Raw genomic sequence first — 21,171 nt, forward strand, 5'->3', positions numbered from 1 at the left:
GCAACAATTCATTTTAAGTGGAGACTTTACCTGAAATTCTGACAATTACAAATAATTATTGTGCAGATGTACTGGCTTCTGCAACACTGGCCTTTTTAATGTGTCCGAACCGCCAGGCATTGACGGCATCGGCCGCCGCATCGGCTCGGGCATTGTGCAATGCACGCGGTATTTCTTCCGAGGCGTCGTCCATAGACTGGATAATGGCTGCCGCGTCAATACTTCTGGCGGCGTTCAATACCATCATCCAGTAAGCCCTTTGCGGAAAATCGATGTCCTCAAAGCTGACCGTATCGGATTTCCTGCCGCGCAAATCACATTCCGTCGCATTGATCACGTCGATAAAACGTTCCGGTCGCCTGAATGCATCGCAGCGCTCCAGCACCATGACCGCCGTTTTGGAACGCAATTCCGAACTCCTCCGGATGTTGCCATGTTCCCTCGCCGTCATCACGGCAATATCCCTCAACATCTTGGAAACGTGCAGGCGACGGCAAACATTGTCGACAATGGAAGCCCCCCGTTCTTCATGGGCGCGATGATGAGGCCACTGGTTCGGCGGAGTCGTTCCTTTTCCGAGATCATGCAATAAAACGGAAAAGCGAACCGTCAACGGATAATTCATTTTGGCAGAGTAATCCAGCGCCAGCAGGGTATGCTTGCCCGCATAAATTTCCGGATGGTATTTTTCCGGTTGCGGGACTTCCCACAAAGCCTCGATTTCCGGGAAAATGCGCTCGAGTGCGCCACAATCGTGCATGATCTGGATCATCCGTGACGGCATTGACTCCATCAGTCCCTGCGACAGCTCTTTCCAGACCCTTTCCGGAACCAGTGCGTCCACTTCGCCATCGGTCACCATTTTCTTCATCAGTTCCATGGTTTCGGGCGCAACACTAAAGTCCCTGAAACGGGCGGCAAACCGGGCCAGTCTCAGAATCCGGACAGGATCTTCGGCAAACGCTTCCGATACATGCCGAAATACCCGATTTTCAATATCCCTGCGGCCTCCGAACGGATCAATGATTTCGCCTTCTTCAGACATGGCCATCGCATTGATCGTCAGGTCTCTACGCAACAGATCTTCTTCCAGTGTCACGTCCGGGGAAGCGTGAAAAACGAACCCCCTGTAGCCCGGCGCGACTTTCTTTTCCGTACGTGCCAGCGCGTATTCCTGTTTCGTTTCAGGATGGAGAAAAACCGGAAATTCCTTGCCGACAGGCGTAAATCCCAGCGAAAGCATTTCTTCAACAGTCGAGCCGACAACGACATAATCCCTGTCGTGCACAGGCAAGCCCATGATCGTATCTCTTACAGCCCCACCAACGGTATATATTTTCATGATTTTTCGATATCGCTAAAGTGAGTCGGGTTCATCACAATGAACCTGAAAAAACAGTCCACCTCCCAGTTTAAACGATTACTTGCCGTTTCGTTGTAACAAGAAGTGACAATCACTTTGAAAGGTGAATCTGGCCGTTTTGACTATTATGCGGCATGTTTGCAAAACATGCCGGACACGGACATGGCACGGCCAATTATGGATAAATGCGTCCAAGCCGCTGTTTCAGGGATTGAGGCTGGTTTTCGAACAAGGCGGCATAGTAGGTCGCGTTCGACATGACGTTTTTGACGTAGTCCCGCGTTTCGGTAAACGGAATCGTTTCAGCAAAAATGGCACCGTCAACCGTTCTGGACAAAGTGGAACGCCAGGCCTTCGGTCTTCTCGGCCCGGCATTGTAAGCTGCCGTTGCCAGTACTTGCGAACCGCCCAGATCATTCAAAACCATATTCAGGTAATTCGTCCCCAGCAATATATTGGTATCGACACTGTTGATTTTTCCATGATGATAGTCGGCCAGACCGATTTTTTTGGCGACATATTTGGCTGTCGCAGGCATCACCTGCATCAGGCCGGATGCGCCAACCGAGGATTGGGCTTTCATGACGAAACGGGATTCCTGCCGGATCAGCCCGTAAGTCCAGGCCATGTCCAGTCCCAGCTGATTGGTTGCCACCTTCATGTTTTCCTTGAACGGCGTCGGGAAACGCTGGTTGAAATCCACTTCTTTTTTCGTGCGATCGGATGTATTGACCATTCTGTCAAGAAGATTGACTTCTTTGGCATATTCCGCTGCGGCCAGTAACTGGCGTTCGTTCATTTTGCGCAGTTGCCAGTTCCATTCCCGTGTACCTTCAAAGCGCCAGTTCATCCTGAAAAATTTCTGGGCCAGCTGAAAACCCGGATTGGCGGCCATCGTCGCAATTTCAGAACGGTTCAGGGGATGTTTGTTGACAGGGGAAACGATTTTCTTGCCCAGTTCTTCCAGTGCAAGCTGTCCATAGAAATGATATTGGTCGGCAATCGACGCAAACAGTTTATGTGCCCTGTCCCTATGTCCCATCGCCAGCTGCGCACGTCCTTTCCAGTAAATCCATGAAGGTTCTCTCTGAAGTGAAACCGGCATCTGGTTGATCCATTCATTGACCAGTTTCCAGTCTTCCTTGCGCAGGGCCGTCCTGACTTTCCATTCATGAGCGTAAGGGGAAATACTGGCCGACTGCGCCTTTTTCCAGTATTCCAGCGCATTGGTGGACAAGGCAATCGAAGCAGGCAGGGCGATCACGGACCAGCCGATAGCCTGTTCTTTTTTGCTCAAAACAGGAGAGGCGTCATTCAGGTATTGTGCAGCCAGTCCCTGATCTTTCTTGGCGACTTTCTGAAGTGCCAACAGAAATTTTTCATGAGACAAACGGTCCGAACCTGCGCCCCGGCTCAATACGGTTGCAGGCAATTCGATCGCTCTGGAAATATCCGTTTTTTCCGCACCAGCCAGAACACCGAAGCGCGCCGCCAGAGCCGTCATGCTGGATTCGCCTGCCAGCCTGCTCTGGTACCAGACGTCGTCATCGTTGAACTGTTTTTTAGCTGCCAGATCGGACACCAGTGTGTAACAGGCTTCACCATATTTTTTGGGCGTCGTTAACAGTTTGCGTGCCTCATCGGCAACATTCTGGCCTTTTGCAGAGGCAGACAGCAGCGCATAACACTTGACCTGGGTATCGTCAGCCAGCTCGAAAAGGGGAAAGTGTCTGTCGAAACTGGCCCAGTTTTCATTTTTGCCCTGAATCAGCAACCAGTCGTTTCTCAAACGGTCGGCAATGGCTTCTCCCTTGTATTTGTTCAGGTAAGCGTCGACTTGTGCTTCACTGGCATTGCGCAAATCCGACTTCAGACGATAATAATCGACGTACGATGGAACCGGGTAGGTTTGCAGACTGTCTGCCAGACGACTTGCACGTGCGACGTCCTGTTTTCTTGATGCGTCACGCAATTGACGGAATGCTTCATCCTGTGCAGAAGTGGTCGTTAAATCCTGCGAAGCCTGCGCAAAGGGTAAAATCATAAACACCATTGCAAATAACAAATAGCTCCTGATTTTTGCACACATGACCGACCTCTCAATTTTATTCTGGATGATTACCATTTTATGAGTTTACCACCATCAGACAGCAACAAGCACGGTGAGCCGTCGACGACCGCTGGCGATAAACGGACATTGCGTCGCTCACTTTTGAAGTTACGAAGCGAAATCAAACCGGACGAACGCAAGCATTTTGATCGGAAAATCAGCCAGCAAGTTTCAAAATACCTGGAGTCCTTTGCCTTTTCGTCACTGGGCGTTTATCTGCCGATCAGAAACGAACCTGAACTTGACGTCCTCTATGCCGGATTATCCACAAAAATGGCTTTGTCATTGCCGATTACATCAGGAAAAGAACAGCCTTTGCAATTTTTCAGCTGGTCACCCGGCGATGAACTGGTCGTGGGTGACTATGGCATAGCGGTTCCGAAAGTATTGAAACCTGTACCCATGCCTGTCGCCATGCTGATTCCCTGTGTGGGATTTACTGAAAAACGCTTCCGTCTTGGATACGGCGGCGGTTTTTTTGACCGGACACTGGCACTTTATCCGGAAACACATAAAATCGGAGTCGCCTATTCCTGTCTGGCGACAACGTTCGATGCAGAGGAAAACGACATTCCGCTCGATTGCGTTATTACTGAACAGGGAATTGTGCTTTAATTCTCTTTTTACCAATTGTTGAAGTCCTGATGCGAATTCTCATTGTCCGTGTCTCTTCTCTGGGAGACGTAGTCCATAACATGCCGGTACTGGCCGACATCCATCGTCATTATCCGGATGCCATCATCGACTGGGTTGTTGAGGAATCTTACGTGGGTCTGGTCAGGCTGAACAAACATGTCAATGAAGTGATTCCATTCGCGTTGCGCCGGTGGAAGAAAAACATTTTTTCCTCTTCAGTCCGGAAAGAATTCAGTCTTTTCCTGAACCAGTTGAGAAGCCGCTCTTACGATTACGTTTTCGATACACAGGGGCTGATCAAGACGGGTCTGGTCATGGGTTTTGCCAATACCACAAAAAAAGGCAAGAAAATCGGACTGGCTCACAAGACGGATGGTTCGGGATATGAACCCTTGTCCCGCATTTTTCACGACAAAAGCATTTCGGTTGAAAAACATATACACGTCGTCCAGCGTGGGCGTGAAATTGTCGCCCAGGCCCTTGGCTATACCGTCGATACCCCACCGGACTTTGGTTTGACCGTACCTGACGGACATCCGGATTGGCTTCCATCCGAACCTTATGCGGTTTTCTTCCACGGAACGTCGCGTGATTCCAAGAAGTGGCCAAGGCAAAACTGGATCGAGATCGGGCAATTGCTGGAAAAATCGGGACTTGGCATTCTTCTCCCCTGGGGTTCGGTGCAGGAATTCGATGAAGCCACATCATTGGCGGCATCATTGCCCAATGCAAAAGTCCTGCCGCGTCTTTCCATTATGGATGCGGCTTTACTGACCGGAAAGGCCAGCTTTGTCGTGGGGGTCGACACAGGCCTCTCGCATCTGGCTGCCGCATATGACAAACCGACCGTCCAGATCTATTGCAATATCCCCCGATGGCGGACATGTGCCGACTGGTCTGACAATATCGTCAGTCTTGGGGGGCCCGATGAAGTGCCGACACTGGCTGAAGTGAAAACAACAGTCGAAACGCTGCTTTCAAAAATCCAATAAAAAAACTGCCGCAACCCTATTGAACCGTTGCGGCAGTTTTTGTCAAAAAGAACAGCCTTACTGGGCGTACTGCCTAGTGTCAGTCGAAGCCGGTTTTGCTTGCTCGTTATTGGGTGCCGACAGTGTCGAAAGCTTTTGCAGCTGTTCGTCGCTGATATATTCGAAAACCTTGACCACTTTCTGAACACCATTGACGCCACCCGCAACTTGTGCGGCACGATTGCCTTCACGTTCGGTGACGAGTCCCATCAGGTAAACCGTTCCGCGTTCAGTCACTGTTTTCAGTGAATTCGAAAACAGATCCTTGGCATCGACGAAACTGGCGGACACCTTACCTGTAATGAACGCATCGTTGGACCGCGATGTGAAACTGGAAGGCGCCAGAATCGCGAGTTCGTTGACGACGGATTCCACATTGTCGATCCGGGAAATAGCGTTTCCGACGGCCTGTTTCATCGCCTCGTTCGGCACTTCTCCCGTCAGCAGGACTTTACGATTGAAACTGGTCACGCTGACGTGTCCCTTGTCCCCGACAATATTGGATGCCTGATTTTCACCCTTGAGATTGATCACCTTGTCTTCCGTCTGGGCTCCCAGTGTACGGCGGTCGGTTGCCGCCATCGAACCGCTGACGGTTCCACCTACCATCATGACCGGAACGCAGGCCGACAATGAACACAACATTGCACCGCCCAGTACCAGCGCAGCCAGACGATATTTCCAGACCCCTTTAATCATCGACATCCTCCCCGAATAATGCAGCATCGATTCCATCGCAAATGCAATGGATCACCAACAAATGAACTTCCTGAATCCGTGCCGTCCTGTCGTGCGGCACACAAATATGCACGTCATTTTCGGTCAACATCTGTCCAATCGCACCACCACCTTTTCCGGTCAGCGCGACAACGGTCATTTCCCTGTCGTGAGCGGCCTCGATTGCATCCATGACATTGGCGGAATTTCCGGAAGTTGAAATGGCCAGCAACAAATCACCGGGCTGGCCAAAAGCCTGAACCTGTTTCGTGAACACATCCCTGAAACTGTAATCATTGCCGACCGCGGTCATAATTGACGAATCGGTCGTCAATGCCATGGCAGGCAAAGGGAGACGCTCCTTTTCGAACCGTCCGACCAGTTCCGCAGCAAAATGCTGGCAATCGGCAGCCGACCCCCCGTTACCACATGCCAGAATCTTGTTTCCCTGCGTCAGGACCGAAAACATCAGGTCGGCCGCATTCCCGATCGGATCGGCCAGCACTTCAGCCGCCTGTTTTTTCAACTCGGCACTTTCAAGAAAATGCCCTAATATTCTCTGGTTTCTCATTTAATTTCTTGTAAAAGGTTCTATTCGGCTTCAATGACATTTTTCAGCCACTGACATTTGTCACCTTCCATCGCAATCACGTCGAACCGGCAGGCTGGAGGATGCCTGTATTTCATCAGAAAATGCTTTGCCGTTTTGATCAGTCTGGACTGCTTGGCATACGAAACACTCTGGGCCGCGCCTCCGAAATCCATGTTTTTCCGTTTGCGGACTTCGACAAAGACAAGCTCATCTCCATCCTGCATGATCAGATCGATCTCGCCGAAACGGCACCGGTAATTCCGCTCAAGAAGATTTAGTCCGTTCCGAAGCAAAAATTGTAACGCATCTTCTTCAGCCTGACTTCCAATACCTTGTTTATCCGTTGAAATTTTACAGGATGAAATCACTTGCCACGCTTTCATTAACAAATCGATACAAACGACCGGATCATATTTTCCGCTTGTATTTAGCGAAGAGCTCGGGGAAAATCTGTCAATGATAGCCAAACCGGTCTGAAAAAGGAGTCACTCTTGTCCATCCAACAGTTAATGGAATCTTTATCTCATCAGAATGTTCCTGCTTCAACATTATATGTGATCGCCACTCCTATCGGAAACATCGGTGACATCAGCCTGAGGGCATTGCATATTCTTGGACTGGCCGATCTGATCGCCTGCGAAGATACGCGGACAAGCAAGCAGCTGCTTTCCGGCTATGGCCTGTCTTCCGAATTAGTGAGCGCTCACAAACATAATGAGAGGGAAGCGGCCGGCTACCTGATCGAACGCCTGAAACGGGGAGAACGTATCGCGCTTGTTTCCGATGCCGGGACGCCTGCCGTGTCCGATCCGGGCGCCAGAATCGTCGATGCCGTCAGGGAAGCAGGACTGAATGTCGTCCCTGTTCCGGGCTCTTCAGCTGCCATCACGGCACTCTCGGCTTCAGGATTACTGGATGAGCATTTCCTGTTTTACGGTTTTTTACCGACAAAAAATGCGCAGCGTAAAGACGCCCTGAAAACCCTGACTGACACCCGTGCGACCCTTATTTTCTATGAAGCGCCACACCGGATTGAAGAAACCCTGAATGCACTGGCCGATATTTTCGAGCCTGCACGCCGGATCGTCATTGCACGCGAACTCACCAAGCTGTTCGAGGAAATCCATCGCTGCACAATGGCTGAAGTCATGGACTGGTTCAAAAGCGATCCAAATCATAAAAAAGGGGAATTTGTATTATTGGTCGAAGGTGCCCAACCCGTTTCCGACGACATCAATACCGAATCGCACCGCGTATTATCCATACTGATGCAAGAATTGCCTGTCAGTACCGCAGCCAGCCTTGCGGCAAAAATTACCGGTGACAAGAAAAACCGCCTTTATGAACTTGCCCTGCAATTGAAACAGGAGGAATGAATTCCTGAATATTGTCTGTAAAATAAATTTATAAACGACACCGATTGTCATAAGCGACAGCCCGGATAATCTTGAAAAACCCATTTTCGACAACCATTCGCAAGGAGACGGTTATGCATTTCAGCAACGCGGAACTCATTTATTTCAGTGCAACGGGAACCACCCGAAAAGTTGTCGAAACCATAGGCAATACCATTTCCGACATCAACAACAGGCGCAACCTTCTTTTACAGCCATATAAGGAAGAAACCGTCGTTCCGTCAGAAAACGTGGCGGTTGTCGCCATGCCGGTTTATAACGGGAGACTGCCCGTCATCTGCAGTGAGAGTCTGACCCATCTGAAAGGCAAAAATACACCGGCCATTGCCGTTGTCGTTTATGGAAACCGGGAATATGACGATGCACTCCTGGAACTGAAAAACCGGCTGGAAGCCAACGGTTTTTTTGTCGTCGGGGCAGGCGCATTCATCGCACGCCACTCCATCTTCCCGGAAGTCGCTGCCGACCGTCCGGATGACAGCGACCTGAAAGTGATTGAAGAATTCACAAAACGCTGTCTTGAAAAACTGGAAGCGCTTACTTCTCCTTCCGATCTGTCACCCCTCGATATCAAAGGCAATTTTCCCTACAAGGAAGTCAAATCTGTCCCGATGAAACCTTCCTCAGGGGACAATTGCAGTGTTTGCGGAACCTGCGCTGACATTTGCCCGGTAGAAGCGATTACCCTGACCGATGTCTCGACTTCAACTGATGAGAACCTGTGTATTTCCTGCGGCGCCTGTATCTCGGTCTGTCCCGATGAATCCAGACAATACCGTGGGGCGGATTATGAAAAATTCAGGAGCAAATTCATCGAGCGGTTCAGCCAGCGAAAGGAGCCTGAAGTGTTTGTATAAACACAATAAAAACGTAGCAAACAGACACTGGGCCAGATTCGAAAACATCTGGCCCTTCAGCCGATAAAGTGACATGCAGCTGTCCTGAAGCAATCCGGTGCATCCCTTTCACCGGATCAGGGATGAATGACCATCATCGTTTGCGTCATATATTGCATACTGGTTGCGTCCTTGCTGTTTTGCCTTGTACAAGGCAATATCGGCATGATGAAACAGTTTGTCATAAGCGGTTCCATCCGCTGGTGAAATAGCGATCCCTATGCTCAGCGTTGAATAGATCGTCTTGCCTTCGCCTGTTTCAAATGGCGTCTTGCTCCAGATTTCAGACAATCGTGCGATTTTATTGATGACCCCTGTTTCCCCGGAGCTTATCTTGCAACAGATGGCGAATTCATCCCCTCCGATCCGCGAGACAAGGTCATCTTGCCTGAAGTTTTCACGCAAACAGTCTGCCAGTGCACTCAATACCTTGTCCCCGGTCAGATGCCCATATGTATCATTAACCAGTTTGAAGTGATCACAGTCGATAATGGCAAGCATAACGCCATGTCCGTCCGTCAGGCTTCTCTGCAAGGTTTCCATGGCGCGCATCTCGAATGCACCGCGGTTCAGAAGCCCTGTCAAACCGTCAGATTGGGCCTGTTTCGTGGCGTCACCCAATCGTCTGTAGACCCAGACAGTCGCCAGCAGAGAACTGATGGCCTGAAGCGTTTCCACATCACTGCTTCCGAGGCGGGACAAAAACGGGGGCATTTCTTCCATGCGTCCGGTAATCAGGATGGCGACGACCTCATTTTCAATCACAACAGGCACGGAAATGAAGTAAGGCAGACCTAAAGTGTCACGAAGAACGGAAAAACGTCCTGGATTGTCCTCTGCCGTGACGAGTACAGCCTTCTCCGGATCAAAAAACTCTGTATCCATGACAATCGGCTGTCCCGCAAGCGCGTCTTTTTCATCCGGACTGTATCCCTGCAAGACATGTGAAACAAACTGTCCTTCCTTGTTCAACAGCAGAACCGCGGTTTTTTGCATGTTCAGCGCTGCATTGATACGTTGCGTGGCCAGCATGAAAATATCTTCCGTTGCCGTTCCCTGTCGAAGGGATACCGACAACTCTGCCAACAGGCTGAACCCGCGGCGCTTGTGTTCCAGTTCATGGCGAATGGCAATGGAACGGGTGTCCAGCTCCAGTATCTTGGCCGCATTTTGCTCACATAGCTTTAAAACAGCCTCAAGCGGAATTTCCTGTGACTTGTCTGACTTGACCGCATCCGTTTCCCAGCGTATTCCGCTCTCTTTCCCCAAGGCGCTTGCCTTGCCAGTCCTGTCTTTTGAAAACACACAAAAAACACCCGTCCAGTCCAGCCCGCGGGGACGGCCACCAATCGACGAAATTTCCGCCCCGGTATAAAGGCCCAGAAGAGGAACCCGATCCTTTACAATTTCCTGGACAACATGGGCATCCTCAATGTCGATACCGCCATATCCCGCACAACGTCCGGCACAATCTATATAAACGGCGAAAACAGGTTCACGTCCATTCAGCCGTGAAAAAACACTCTCGATTCTCGGCCTCATGTAATCCAGTTCCAGAGAGCGATACATAAGCCGGAACTCGGTTCCTTCCGTCATATCCGGCTCAAACATGATAATGGCGCCCCGCTCTTTATCAATATCAAGGCAAAGCCTGCTGGCGTAATGATCTTCACTGTATTCTCCCCAACGTTCACCATGGTTGAGCCCGAACAACAGGAAAAATGGATAGTTTTCAGGTGCCACAGCAGAGTTCAACAACTCATCCATAAACTGGAGTGCGGGCTTTCCGTTAATTTCAAGAATGGCTGACCCATCCGCCTTTGTGACGGTATAGTAGGGAGAAGCAGGACGACAGCCATGAACGATAACGCTGTCCATCCGGATATCATCGGAAAAAGCCATGGAAATCACGGCATGTTTGTCCATTCCTCCCCCGGTATATTGCCGGGTTGCACTACAGGCATGATCGCCCTGAATACCTGCACCATTCACATCCGGAGAAAAACCAAGGCCCTGTTCCAGTCCTTCTACCAGCCATGTCGCCATGAGCAGGCGGACATCCCCATGCGACCGGTTTACTGCATCATAGAAAAGCAGCATTGGGGAAGAAGAAGTAACGCCAGCGTCTGAAAGACGTTTTCCAAGGCGTATGCCGGTCTCTTTTTCTCCCTGATCCAGGTCATTTTCCACCAATATCGTGCAGGCACTATCCTCAAGCCAGAAGCAGACAACACCAACCTGATCGCCAGCATAACCGAACTTGTCATTGGTAATAATTCCAACGGCTCCGCCCCCGTAAATGGGTTGGGATAGCCCGACAACCGAGATGACGCCGTCCCGAAGACTTTGCTGGTCATGGCGTGCGGTGCAAAAAAGCAAAACAAAATCGCATGGCTTGACCTGTCCTGCTTTTGAAAGCGCTTCTGACGCTGCCTGTTTTCCTGAAGCAAAACTGTCCGGATTATCGCTGTAACCGATTCCTACCCGCATTTCTGGAATTCCTTTCTCTCACGCAACTTTTTTCGGTCATTTCACCACAAAACAAATCTTTTGCCTATGATGTCGTCCTGTTTTCATAAAAGGCTTATCCATTACAGACGAAGTAAATACAGACACGGGCGAAACAACCTCCTCCAGACGTATAACGGAGAGTTTATTCAATTGCGACAGGGAGTCTTTTCAGGGAAATTGATCGTGAGACGCTTTTTAAATCTCAACCCGTGCGCCAAGCTCGATAACCCGGTTTGTCGGAATCTGGTAATAGTCTGCCGCACTGCGTGCATTGCGCGAAATCCAGATGAAGAGGTGTTCACGCCATTTGACCATCCCTGATTTTGGTGACGGGATCAACGTCTGTCTTGAAACAAAAAACGAGGTGGACATCATATCGAAGCTGTAACCGTGTTCCTGACACAGTTCGAGCACTTTTGGAATGTCCGGTTCGTTTTTGAAACCGTAATGTACGTCGATCTGATAGCACTGATGGCTCAGTTCCCTGATCTGTACACGTTCCCATCGAGGAACCCAGGGCACTTCTTCCGTATGAATGGTCAGGAAAAAGACCCGTTCGTGCAAAACCTTGTTATGGGAAAGATTGTGCAGCAATGCCTGCGGAACACCGTCGTTTTCACCTCGAAGGAAAACAGCCGTTCCCTTGACGCGCTGTGGCGGTGAAAAGAACAGTGACTGCAAAAAGGAATCCAGTGGAATGGCATGGCGTTTCTGGCTTTCGCCGACCAGTTTTCTGCCGCGCCGCCATGTCAGCATCAGGATATAGAGCGCAACACCCAGTGCCAGCGGGAACCAGCCTCCGCTCATGATCTTTAAAACGTTGGAAGAAAAGAGAAAAATGTCGACGAAGAAAAAACCCGCCGAAATCAGCAGGCACGGAAAGAGTTTCCATTTCCAGTGATAATGCATCACGAAAAACAGCAACACAGTCGTAATCGTCATCGTTCCGGTCACAGCAATACCGTATGCCCCGGCCAGATTGTCGGAAGAGCCGAATCCGATAATTGCCAGCAAAACCGCTATCATCTGAAGCCAGTTTACAGTCGGCATATAGATCTGGCCGATTTCAGAAGCGGATGTGTGGATAATTTTCATTCTGGGAAACAATCCCAGACCGATTGCCTGACGGGTAATGGAAAAAGCGCCTGAAATGGTCGCCTGAGATGCAACCACAACCGCAATGGTTGAAATGAAAACCAGCGGATAAATGCTCCATGAACCGAGTTGCTGGAAAAACGGGTTGGAAATGGCCGCCGGATTGGAAAGCAACAAGCCACCCTGACCAAGATAATTCAATGAAAGGGCAGGAAAAATGAGCATGAACCATGCCCGGCGAATCGGGCCGGCCCCGAAATGACCCATATCGGCATATAAAGCCTCGGCTCCGGTAAAAGCCAGAACGATCGCACCCAGCGCAACGAAGGCGACTGTTGCGTTATTGTGGACGAATACCCAGGCATTGACCGGATTCAGTGCAACCAGAATCTGCGGCGATTCGATAATATTGGCGATCCCCATTGCGGCAAGTGCGAGAAACCAGATCACCATGACCGGTCCGACAAATTTGCCGATACCGGCCGTACCGGTCGATTGAACGGCATAAAGCACCACCAGAATGGCAATGGCAATCGGAACAATATAGGGTTTGAAAAAAGGAGTGGCGACCTCAAGACCTTCCGTTGCCGAAAGCACTGAAATGGCGGGTGTAATCACACTGTCGCCGTAGAAAAGGGCGGCTCCGAAAACCCCGAGCATCAGGAGAGGCAAGTGCCATTTCGACTTGTCGGGAAGGGACTTGTGTGCCAGAGAAACCAGCGCCAATATGCCGCCTTCGCCCCGGTTGTCGGCCCGCAGCATCATATAGACGTACTTTAAGCCGACGACAAGAATCAGCCCCCAGATAATCAGTGAAATAATCCCGATAATATTTTCCGGAATCAGGGCAAGACCGTGCTCTTCAATGAAAACAGCTTTCATTGTATAAAGGGGGCTGGTCCCGATATCGCCGTAAACGATCCCGATCGCGGCGATCGTCATTGCGGCCATGCCATGTTTTTCCGGTTTTATCGCCAATTCCGTACCTGATCCTTACTGTAACGTTCGCACGATAGGATAAACTCGCACGAAATGCAAATTAATACAGTCTATTTTTATTTAAATATACATGAATGTATCCTATTTGCTGTAAAACACGACATCATTATTATGTTTGCGCAAGTGAGCAGCGCATGATATTTTTAAAGTTTTCCGGCTGAATCAAATTCAGTACGGCATGATTATTTCACCCATTTTTATTCCACCATGGCTCAATACGTTTATACGATGAACCGTGTCGGCAAGATTGTGCCGCCGAAACGTCAGATTCTGAAAGATATTTCACTCTCCTTTTTTCCCGGTGCCAAAATCGGTGTACTGGGTCTGAATGGCTCGGGCAAATCAACCCTCCTGAAAATCATGGCGGGTCTTGATCAGGAAATAATCGGCGAAGCCGTTCCGATGGCTGGCCTTAAAATCGGTTATCTGCCGCAGGAACCACTGCTCGATCCGGAGCAGACCGTCAGGGAAGCCGTTGAAGGCGGACTCGGTGAAATAATCGAGGCACAGCAAAAACTGGATGCCGTCTATGCTGCCTATGCCGAACCCGATGCCGACTTCGACGCATTGGCCAGCGAACAGGCAAAACTGGAAGCGATTATCGCTGCCGCGGATGGCAGCAAAATCGAGCAGCAGATGGAAATGGCAGCAGACGCATTGCGCCTGCCTCCTTGGGATTCAAAAATCAGAATTCTGTCCGGTGGTGAAAAAAGACGCGTTGCACTTTGCCGCCTCCTCCTGTCACAACCGGACATGCTGTTGCTTGACGAACCGACCAATCATCTCGACGCCGAGTCCGTCGAATGGCTTGAACAATTCCTCCACCGTTTCCCGGGTACGGTCGTTGCCATTACCCATGACCGGTATTTCCTCGACAATGCCGCCGAATGGATTCTGGAACTCGACCGGGGACAGGGTATTCCATGGAAAGGCAACTACAGTTCATGGCTTGACCAGAAAAACATCCGTTTGAAGCAGGAAGAACAAAAAGAATCGGCTCGCCAGAAAACAATAGCCAAGGAACTGGAATGGGTCAGGCAAAACCCGAAAGGGCGGCAGGCGAAAAGCAAGGCCCGTCTTTCCCGTTTCAATGAACTCTCCGAATACGAATACCAGAAACGGAATGAAACGCAGGAAATCTTCATTCCCGTGGCTGAAAGGCTGGGCAATGACGTCATCGAATTCAAAAACGTCAGCAAGAGTTTCGGGGACCGCCTGTTGATCGACAATCTGAGTTTCATTATTCCTGCGGGTGCCATCGTCGGCGTCATCGGCCCGAACGGAGCCGGTAAATCGACATTCTTCAAAATGATTACCGGAACAGAAAAACCGGATCAGGGAGAAATACTGATCGGCAAAACGGCGAAAATATCGATGGTCGACCAGTCACGGGAAACGCTTGAAAACGAAAAAACCGTTTTTGAAGACATCAGCAACGGTTCCGACCTGATTACCGTCGGACGCTTCGAAATGCCTGCCCGCGCCTATCTGGGACGCTTCAATTTCAAGGGAAGCGACCAGCAAAAGAAAGTCGGCCATCTTTCCGGTGGTGAAAGAGGCCGTTTGCATCTGGCCAAAACACTCATGATGGGTGGAAATGTCCTGCTTCTGGACGAACCATCAAACGATCTGGATGTCGAAACATTGCGTGCGCTGGAAGACGCCCTGCTCGAGTTTGCCGGCAGTGTCATCGTGATTTCCCATGACCGCTGGTTCCTTGACCGTATCGCGACGCATATCATTGCTTTCGAAGGTGATTCGCAGGTGACATTCTTCGAAGGCAATTATCAGGAGTATGAGGAAGACAAGAAAAAACGTCTGGGTGAAGAGGGGGCAAAACCGAAACGGATTCGTTACAAACCCGTGACGCGTTAAATTTAAGCAACTGTCAATTGTAAAACTTTGCTGCTTTTGCAGGCACTGGATTACAATACAAGATTATTCTTTGAAATCAGAACATACCGTGTCCAATATAGTCGAAATTCGCGATCTGGTTTTCGGTTACGGAGACCGCGAGATCCTCTCTGGCATCAACATGACTTTTCCACGTGGAAAAGTAATTGCCATCATGGGTGGTTCCGGCTCGGGAAAAACGACTATATTGCGCCTGATCGGTGGCCAGTTGCTTGCCAGGGCGGGACAGGTTATGGTCGATGGAGAGGAAGTCAATGGCCTTGATACGGCTGAACTGTACAAATTGCGTCGTAAAATGGGGATGCTGTTTCAATATGGCGCACTCTTTACTGATTTGTCCGTTTTTGAAAATGTAGCCTTTCCCCTGCGGGAACAGACCGACCTGCCCGAAGAACTGATCCGGGATCTCGTCCTGATGAAGCTGAATGCGGTCGGACTGCGCAATGCAGCCCAACTGGAACCGGGTGAAATTTCCGGTGGTATGGCCCGACGTGTCGCACTGGCGCGTGCCATTGCACTTGATCCCCAGCTTATTCTTTATGATGAACCGTTTGCCGGTCTGGACCCTATCTCGATGGGTGTCACGGCAAACCTGATCCGCAAGTTAAACGACGCACTTCATTCGACGTCCGTTCTGGTGTCACACGATGTCACGGAATCATTCTCCATTGCCGACTACGTTTATTTCATCTCTTCAGGAAAAATCGTGGCAGAAGGCACACCGGCTGAAATGATGGAATCGGCCGATCCTTATGTACGGCAATTCGTCCATGCCGAAACCGACGGTCCGGTTCCTTTCCATTACCCGGGTCCCTCTTTTGCAGAGGACCTCGGACTGGAGAAAGCATCATGAGCAATTTCGTCAGCAATCTGGGGTACAAGACACGAAAACTGATCGACAACATCGGTTACGCCACCCGTATTTTCGCGACAATGTTTAAGGCACTCCCCCAGATTTTGAAACGGCCGCGGCTCATTACTGACCAAATTTTTTTCATCGGTAACAAATCGCTCCTGATTATCTGTGTATCCGGCCTGTTCGTCGGTTTCGTTCTCGGGCTTCAGGGCTATTACATCCTGATCCGTTACGGTTCCGAACAGGCTTTGGGGGTTATGGTTGCGCTTTCACTCACACGTGAACTGGGGCCTGTCGTAACGGCCCTGCTTTATGCAGGACGTGCCGGAACCTCGCTGACAGCCGAAATAGGATTGATGAAAGCCGGGGAACAGCTGGCTGCCATGGACATGATGGCCGTCAATCCGGTAGATCGCATTCTTGCTCCACGCTTCTGGGCCGGTATTATCTCAATGCCCTTGCTGGCGACCCTGTTCAGTGCAGCCGGTGTGATCGGCGGCTACATTGTCGGTGTCGTATTGATCGGGGTGGACGATGGTGCTTTCTGGTCACAAATGCAGCAGGGTGTCGATATATGGAACGATATCGGTAATGGTGTGATCAAAAGTCTTGTATTCGGTTTTGCCGTCACCTTCATGGCCCTGTTTCAGGGATACGAAGCCCGGCCGACTCCTGAAGGTGTTTCAAGCGCGACAACAAGAACTGTTGTGTACTCGTCTTTACTTGTTTTGTGGCTGGATTTCATCATGACAGCCTTAATGTTTAACTAATTTTTAATCGGCGCTTACGAATAAAACACATTCAACCTATAATAAGTTTTATTGAAAGCGCGGAGCATCGATAGAGGGTTTGTTCATGCAACGTAAACCATTGGATATCTGGGTCGGTTTTTTTGTTTTGCTGGGAGCGGCAGCCTTGATGTTTCTTGCCCTGAAAGCAGGTAACATGAGCTCGCTTTCCTTTGACAAAACGTACACTGTCTCTTCCCGATTCGATAACATCGGCGGACTGAAGCCACGCGCGCCAGTCAAAAGCGCCGGTGTTGTTGTCGGCCGGGTCGGCGATATCTCGTTTGACGATCAGGATTATCGTGCACTCGTGACACTTCAATTGCAGGAAAAATACAAATTTCCGAAAGACAGCAGTGCAAAAATTTTGACATCCGGCCTGTTGGGTGAGCAATACATCGGCATTGAACCCGGCGGTGATGAAACATATCTTGCATCAGGCGATCAAATCCAGATGACGCAATCCGCGATCGTTCTGGAAAACCTGATCAGCCAGTTTATTTACAGTAAGGCTACAGAATAAGGGTAACCTAAATGAGTTATTTGAAACGACTTGCCAAGCCCGCAGTTGCCATTATGGCTTCTGTCTGCATCATGACGGGTTGTGCCACCAAAAACCCGAACGACCCGTTTGAAAACTACAACCGGGTCATGTTCAACGTCAATGAAGCTTTCGACCATACGGCGTTCAAGCCTTTGGCCATGCTTTACGACACTGTCATGCCCGACTTTGCCCAGACAATAGTGACCAATTTCTTCGGCAACATCAACGACGTCTGGTATGCATTCAACAATCTGCTGCAGGGTCAGGGTGAAAAAGGGATGACCGATGTCGCCCGTGTGATGGTTAACTCCGTTTTCGGACTCGGCGGCGTCATTGACGTCGCATCGAATCTCAATATGCCGAAATATCGTGCCGATTTCGGCCAGACTCTCGGTGTATGGGGTATGGAAGCAGGTCCTTACGTTGTTTTGCCTCTCATTGGACCATCTACCTTGCGTGACACAATTGCACTCCCTGCCGAATGGTATGGCGATGCATGGAGCTATGTCGACAATGTCCGGCTTCGTAATGCCGGTCTTATCGTGAGAGCCGTCAATTACCGTGCCGCCTTGCTGGATGCGTCTTCTCTTGTCGACGATGCCGCTCTCGACAAATATGAATTCATGCGCGACGCATATCTCCAGCGTCGTTACAAGCAGGTTCATGGTGAAGCGGCCGATACCAGCGATGAATGGGTTGAATTGACTTCCGCCGATCCGGCTCTGAAATCCGATACTGACGCTGAACAAACCGAAGCGATTGTCAAACCGGTCGTAACGGAAAACAAGGCTGATTCTGCTATCGTCAAACCGCTTATATCCGAAAACATGACTGACTCTGCCATCGTCAAGCCAGTGGTGTCAGAAAACAAGGCTGAACAGGTCATTGTCAAACCGGTCATCAGCAAAAACGAAACGCTTATCGATGTATCACAGAATGAATCCGGCAAAACGGATTCAGTTATTTAAGTATTGTATTCATTATTATTTTTTATAACCCAAAATGAAAATCCTGAAAAACTGGTTTGTCCTCCTGATGGCTGTTTGCGTATTGGGCTTTTCCGCATCCGCCCATGCGATGGAAGCTCCTGATGCACTGATCAAACGTATCAGCAAGGAAGTCATCGATACGGCAAAAACCAATAAAGAACTCAAAAAAGGCAATCAAAAACAGATTTACGCTTTTGTTCAAAAGAAAATTTTCCCGTACGTCGATTTTCAACGTATGACCGCTCTGGCTGCAGGCCGGTACTGGCGTCAGGCTACTCCTGCCCAGAAAACCCAGCTGACCAATGAATTCCGCGATCTGCTGGTTCATACCTATTCGAATGCCATTACCAAAGTCGACAACCAGAGAGTTGAATTCAAACCTGTACGTATGGCACCTAACGCTACTGAAGTTGTCGTACAAACCCGTATCATCCAGCCTCGTGGTGGCGAACCTATTGAATTGAGCTATCGTTTGTCCAAAACGGCAAACGGCTGGAAAATCTATGACATCAACGTTCTGGGTGCATGGCTTGTCGAAACGTACAAGGGCACCTTCGCCAGCGAAATCAGCCGTAGCGGTATTGATGGCCTGATTCGTACCCTGGCCCAGAAAAACAAACAGCTTGCCGCTGGCAAAGCCGCTAATTGATACTAACTTTGTCTGGTCGTATTCATGTCTTTTACCGTTTCAACATTGAACTTTCTCAATGCCAAACAAATCCTTGAAGAAGGATTGAAAGCCATTGCGAATGGTGAACATGAATGCGACCTTTCAAAACTCGAACAGGTCGATTCTGCAAGCGTTGCGGTATTACTGGCCTGGCAAAAGACGGCAAGACAAAACAAGCTGCACCTCCGATTCATAAATACTCCTGAAAGCCTGATCAGTCTGGCATCCCTTTACGGAGTATCCGAGCTGTTGGCCCTGTCATAATCCCGGCGTCATTCAAGACTGCCTTTCGGTCAATCCTGAATATGTTTTTCAGACAGATACGTTCTTTCTCTTTTGATGTTTCCGTATGAGCGCTATCGATATCCGCCACATCAGTAAATGTTATCGTTCCTTGCAGGCATTGAAGGACGTTACATTTTCTATTGAAGAAGGAGAGTTCTTCGGTCTGCTCGGCCCGAACGGCGCCGGAAAAACAACCCTGATTTCCATCATGGCCGGTCTGGTGAAAGCCGACACGGGAAATGTCACCATATTGGGTCATGACGTGGTCATGGATTATCAGGCAGCACGAAAAAGCCTCGGAGTCGTCCCGCAGGAACTGGTTTTCGACCCGTTTTTTACCGTCAGGGAAACCTTGCGGCTGCAATCCGGTTATTTCGGGCTGAAAAACAATGACGACTGGATCGATGAAGTCATTTCCAATCTGGATTTGAGTGACAAGGCAGACACGAACATGAGGGCCCTGTCGGGGGGGATGAAACGTCGTGTTCTGGTAGCACAGGCGCTGGTACACAAACCACCGGTCATTGTTCTGGATGAACCGACGGCCGGAGTCGATGTCGAATTGCGCCAGACGCTGTGGCAATTCATAGGGCGTCTGAATCGTGAAGGGCATACCATTGTCCTGACGACACATTATCTTGAAGAAGCCCAGACATGGTGCGACAGGATCGCGATGATGAAAAGCGGCAAAGTGGTGGCTCTGGATACTACAGAAGCACTGCTGCATCGCATTTCAGAATCAAAACTGATATTCAAGCTGGATGATCATGAATTGCCGGACAGTCTGAAGACTTTTGTTTCGCAGTGCGATATATCGCCGGGCTCGAAAACGTGGACTTTGCGTATCAATCACTATTCAGACATTGAAGAAATTCTGTCCGAGCTCAGAAAACACGACATTGTCATTTCCGATCTGCAATTCAGGCAGGCTGATCTGGAAGACGTATTTTTGCAATTGATGGATACATCGGGAAACTGACGTGCTGGCTACCACTTTTCGAACCCTGTTTTACAAGGAAATTTTGCGTTTCTGGAAAGTCGCGACCCAGACCATTACTGCGCCTGTCCTGACCGCATTACTGTATCTGCTGATTTTCGGACATGCTCTTGAAGACTATGTGCAGGTTTATCCTGGAGTCGGTTATACGGCTTTTCTGGTTCCCGGTCTGGTCATGATGAGCCTGCTCCAGAATTCCTTTGCGAATTCGTCGTCTTCCCTGATCCAGTCGAAAATCAACGGCAGTCTGGTCTTCATACTGCTTTCGCCCATCTCGCACTGGGAACTGTATCTCGCCTATATGCTTGCCTCTATCGTGAGAGGACTTGTGGTCGGAATCGGCGTATTCGTGGTAACCATCTGGTTTGCACAACCCTCCTTTTATTCACCGCTCTGGATTGTCCTTTTCGCCCTTTTGGGCTCGGCCATATTGGGAACGATGGGTATTATTGCCGGTATCTGGGCGGACAAATATGAACAGCTGGCCACTTTCCAGAATTTCCTGATTATGCCTGCGACATTTCTTTCAGGTGTATTCTATTCCATTCACACGCTGCCCCCGGTCTGGCAAAGGATTTCCGAATTCAACCCGTTCTTTTATATGGTTGACGGTTTCAGATACGGCTTTTTCGGGCATTCGGACATCAATCCGCTGACAAGCCTGATCATTGTGAGTATATTTTTTGTATTTTTAGCGTTTTTAGCCGTGCATTTATTGCAAAAAGGATATAAATTGCGCTTTTAGCGTTTTTTGAATTGTATA

Annotated in this window: 20 protein-coding genes; 13 read left to right on the forward strand and 7 right to left on the reverse strand. The window is 49.6% G+C overall.

Features of this window, described 5'->3' with window-relative positions; all coding sequences use genetic code 11:
• Window positions 1-55: 55 nt before the first annotated feature.
• Window positions 56-1,342, reverse strand: a complete 1,287-nt coding sequence (locus BRW83_RS00835) for a multifunctional CCA addition/repair protein (protein WP_050757755.1) — start codon at window positions 1,340-1,342, stop codon at window positions 56-58.
• Window positions 1,343-1,538: 196 nt separating this feature from the next.
• Complete coding sequence (locus tag BRW83_RS00840) at window positions 1,539-3,488, reverse strand: lytic transglycosylase domain-containing protein (protein WP_005882430.1); 1,950 nt, start codon at window positions 3,486-3,488, stop codon at window positions 1,539-1,541.
• 3 nt (window positions 3,489-3,491) lie between these two features.
• Between BRW83_RS00840 and BRW83_RS00845 the strand changes: the two genes are divergently transcribed.
• The gene (locus BRW83_RS00845; RefSeq protein WP_005882428.1) at window positions 3,492-4,088 is read left to right on the forward strand and encodes a 5-formyltetrahydrofolate cyclo-ligase; all 597 of its coding nucleotides are present in this window, start codon (window positions 3,492-3,494) and stop codon (window positions 4,086-4,088) included.
• A 29-nt stretch (window positions 4,089-4,117) separates the two neighbouring features.
• Window positions 4,118-5,101, forward strand: coding sequence for a lipopolysaccharide heptosyltransferase I (gene waaC, locus BRW83_RS00850; RefSeq protein ID WP_036603319.1), 984 nt, complete (start codon window positions 4,118-4,120; stop codon window positions 5,099-5,101).
• Between the two features lie 57 nt (window positions 5,102-5,158).
• Here waaC and BRW83_RS00855 read toward each other — a convergent pair whose 3' ends face one another.
• From BRW83_RS00855 to BRW83_RS00865, 3 genes are read right to left on the reverse strand one after another with little or no spacing between them, the layout of a single operon-like run.
• Entirely contained in the window at window positions 5,159-5,845 is a 687-nt protein-coding gene (locus BRW83_RS00855; protein WP_050757803.1) for a BON domain-containing protein, read from the reverse strand.
• Window positions 5,832-6,428, reverse strand: a complete 597-nt coding sequence (locus BRW83_RS00860) for a phosphoheptose isomerase (RefSeq protein ID WP_005882423.1) — start codon at window positions 6,426-6,428, stop codon at window positions 5,832-5,834. Before BRW83_RS00860 ends, BRW83_RS00855 begins: the two co-directional genes overlap by 14 nt.
• A gap of 20 nt (window positions 6,429-6,448) precedes the next feature.
• Window positions 6,449-6,832, reverse strand: a complete 384-nt coding sequence (locus BRW83_RS00865) for a YraN family protein (protein WP_036603318.1) — start codon at window positions 6,830-6,832, stop codon at window positions 6,449-6,451.
• 126 nt (window positions 6,833-6,958) lie between these two features.
• On the opposite strand from BRW83_RS00865, the gene rsmI reads away from it, so the two are divergent.
• Both rsmI and BRW83_RS00875 read left to right on the forward strand, forming a co-directional pair.
• Window positions 6,959-7,825, forward strand: a complete 867-nt coding sequence (gene rsmI, locus BRW83_RS00870) for a 16S rRNA (cytidine(1402)-2'-O)-methyltransferase (RefSeq protein ID WP_086131730.1) — start codon at window positions 6,959-6,961, stop codon at window positions 7,823-7,825.
• Window positions 7,826-7,938: 113 nt separating this feature from the next.
• On the forward strand, window positions 7,939-8,721 hold the full coding sequence (locus BRW83_RS00875) for an EFR1 family ferrodoxin (RefSeq protein ID WP_036603315.1): 783 nt from the start codon (window positions 7,939-7,941) through the stop codon (window positions 8,719-8,721).
• Window positions 8,722-8,829: 108 nt separating this feature from the next.
• On the opposite strand, the gene BRW83_RS00880 is transcribed toward BRW83_RS00875, so the two are convergent.
• Together BRW83_RS00880 and BRW83_RS00885 are read right to left on the reverse strand one after the other, a co-directional pair.
• Window positions 8,830-11,250, reverse strand: a complete 2,421-nt coding sequence (locus BRW83_RS00880; RefSeq protein WP_005882414.1) for a sensor domain-containing diguanylate cyclase — start codon at window positions 11,248-11,250, stop codon at window positions 8,830-8,832.
• 216 nt (window positions 11,251-11,466) lie between these two features.
• A complete protein-coding gene (locus tag BRW83_RS00885; RefSeq protein WP_005882412.1) occupies window positions 11,467-13,344 on the reverse strand; it encodes a potassium transporter Kup in 1,878 nt (625 codons plus the stop codon).
• 228 nt (window positions 13,345-13,572) lie between these two features.
• On the opposite strand from BRW83_RS00885, the gene ettA reads away from it, so the two are divergent.
• From ettA to BRW83_RS00930, 9 genes are all read left to right on the forward strand, one after another.
• Window positions 13,573-15,240, forward strand: a complete 1,668-nt coding sequence (gene ettA / locus BRW83_RS00890) for an energy-dependent translational throttle protein EttA (protein ID WP_005882410.1) — start codon at window positions 13,573-13,575, stop codon at window positions 15,238-15,240.
• 88 nt (window positions 15,241-15,328) lie between these two features.
• Window positions 15,329-16,132, forward strand: a complete 804-nt coding sequence (locus BRW83_RS00895; protein ID WP_036604109.1) for an ABC transporter ATP-binding protein — start codon at window positions 15,329-15,331, stop codon at window positions 16,130-16,132.
• Entirely contained in the window at window positions 16,129-16,905 is a 777-nt protein-coding gene (mlaE, locus tag BRW83_RS00900; protein WP_005882405.1) for a lipid asymmetry maintenance ABC transporter permease subunit MlaE, read from the forward strand. The genes BRW83_RS00895 and mlaE overlap by 4 nt, the downstream gene beginning before the upstream one ends.
• Before the next feature lie 85 nt (window positions 16,906-16,990).
• Entirely contained in the window at window positions 16,991-17,446 is a 456-nt protein-coding gene (gene mlaD, locus BRW83_RS00905; protein ID WP_005882403.1) for an outer membrane lipid asymmetry maintenance protein MlaD, read from the forward strand.
• Window positions 17,447-17,457: 11 nt separating this feature from the next.
• Window positions 17,458-18,435: an MlaA family lipoprotein gene (locus tag BRW83_RS00910; protein WP_005882401.1), complete on the forward strand. Its 978-nt coding sequence runs from the start codon at window positions 17,458-17,460 to the stop codon at window positions 18,433-18,435.
• 34 nt (window positions 18,436-18,469) lie between these two features.
• A complete protein-coding gene (locus BRW83_RS00915) occupies window positions 18,470-19,105 on the forward strand; it encodes an MlaC/ttg2D family ABC transporter substrate-binding protein (RefSeq protein ID WP_005882399.1) in 636 nt (211 codons plus the stop codon).
• Window positions 19,106-19,129: 24 nt separating this feature from the next.
• Entirely contained in the window at window positions 19,130-19,390 is a 261-nt protein-coding gene (locus BRW83_RS00920) for an STAS domain-containing protein (RefSeq protein WP_005882397.1), read from the forward strand.
• 85 nt (window positions 19,391-19,475) lie between these two features.
• Window positions 19,476-20,390 (forward strand): ABC transporter ATP-binding protein, encoded by a 915-nt coding sequence (locus tag BRW83_RS00925; protein ID WP_005882395.1) that lies wholly within the window; start codon window positions 19,476-19,478, stop codon window positions 20,388-20,390.
• 1 nt (window position 20,391) lies between these two features.
• On the forward strand, window positions 20,392-21,153 hold the full coding sequence (locus BRW83_RS00930) for an ABC transporter permease (RefSeq protein ID WP_005882393.1): 762 nt from the start codon (window positions 20,392-20,394) through the stop codon (window positions 21,151-21,153).
• Window positions 21,154-21,171 lie beyond the last annotated feature (18 nt).

This window comes from Oxalobacter formigenes (assembly GCF_002127965.1).
Lineage (GTDB): Bacteria > Pseudomonadota > Gammaproteobacteria > Burkholderiales > Burkholderiaceae_D > Oxalobacter > Oxalobacter formigenes.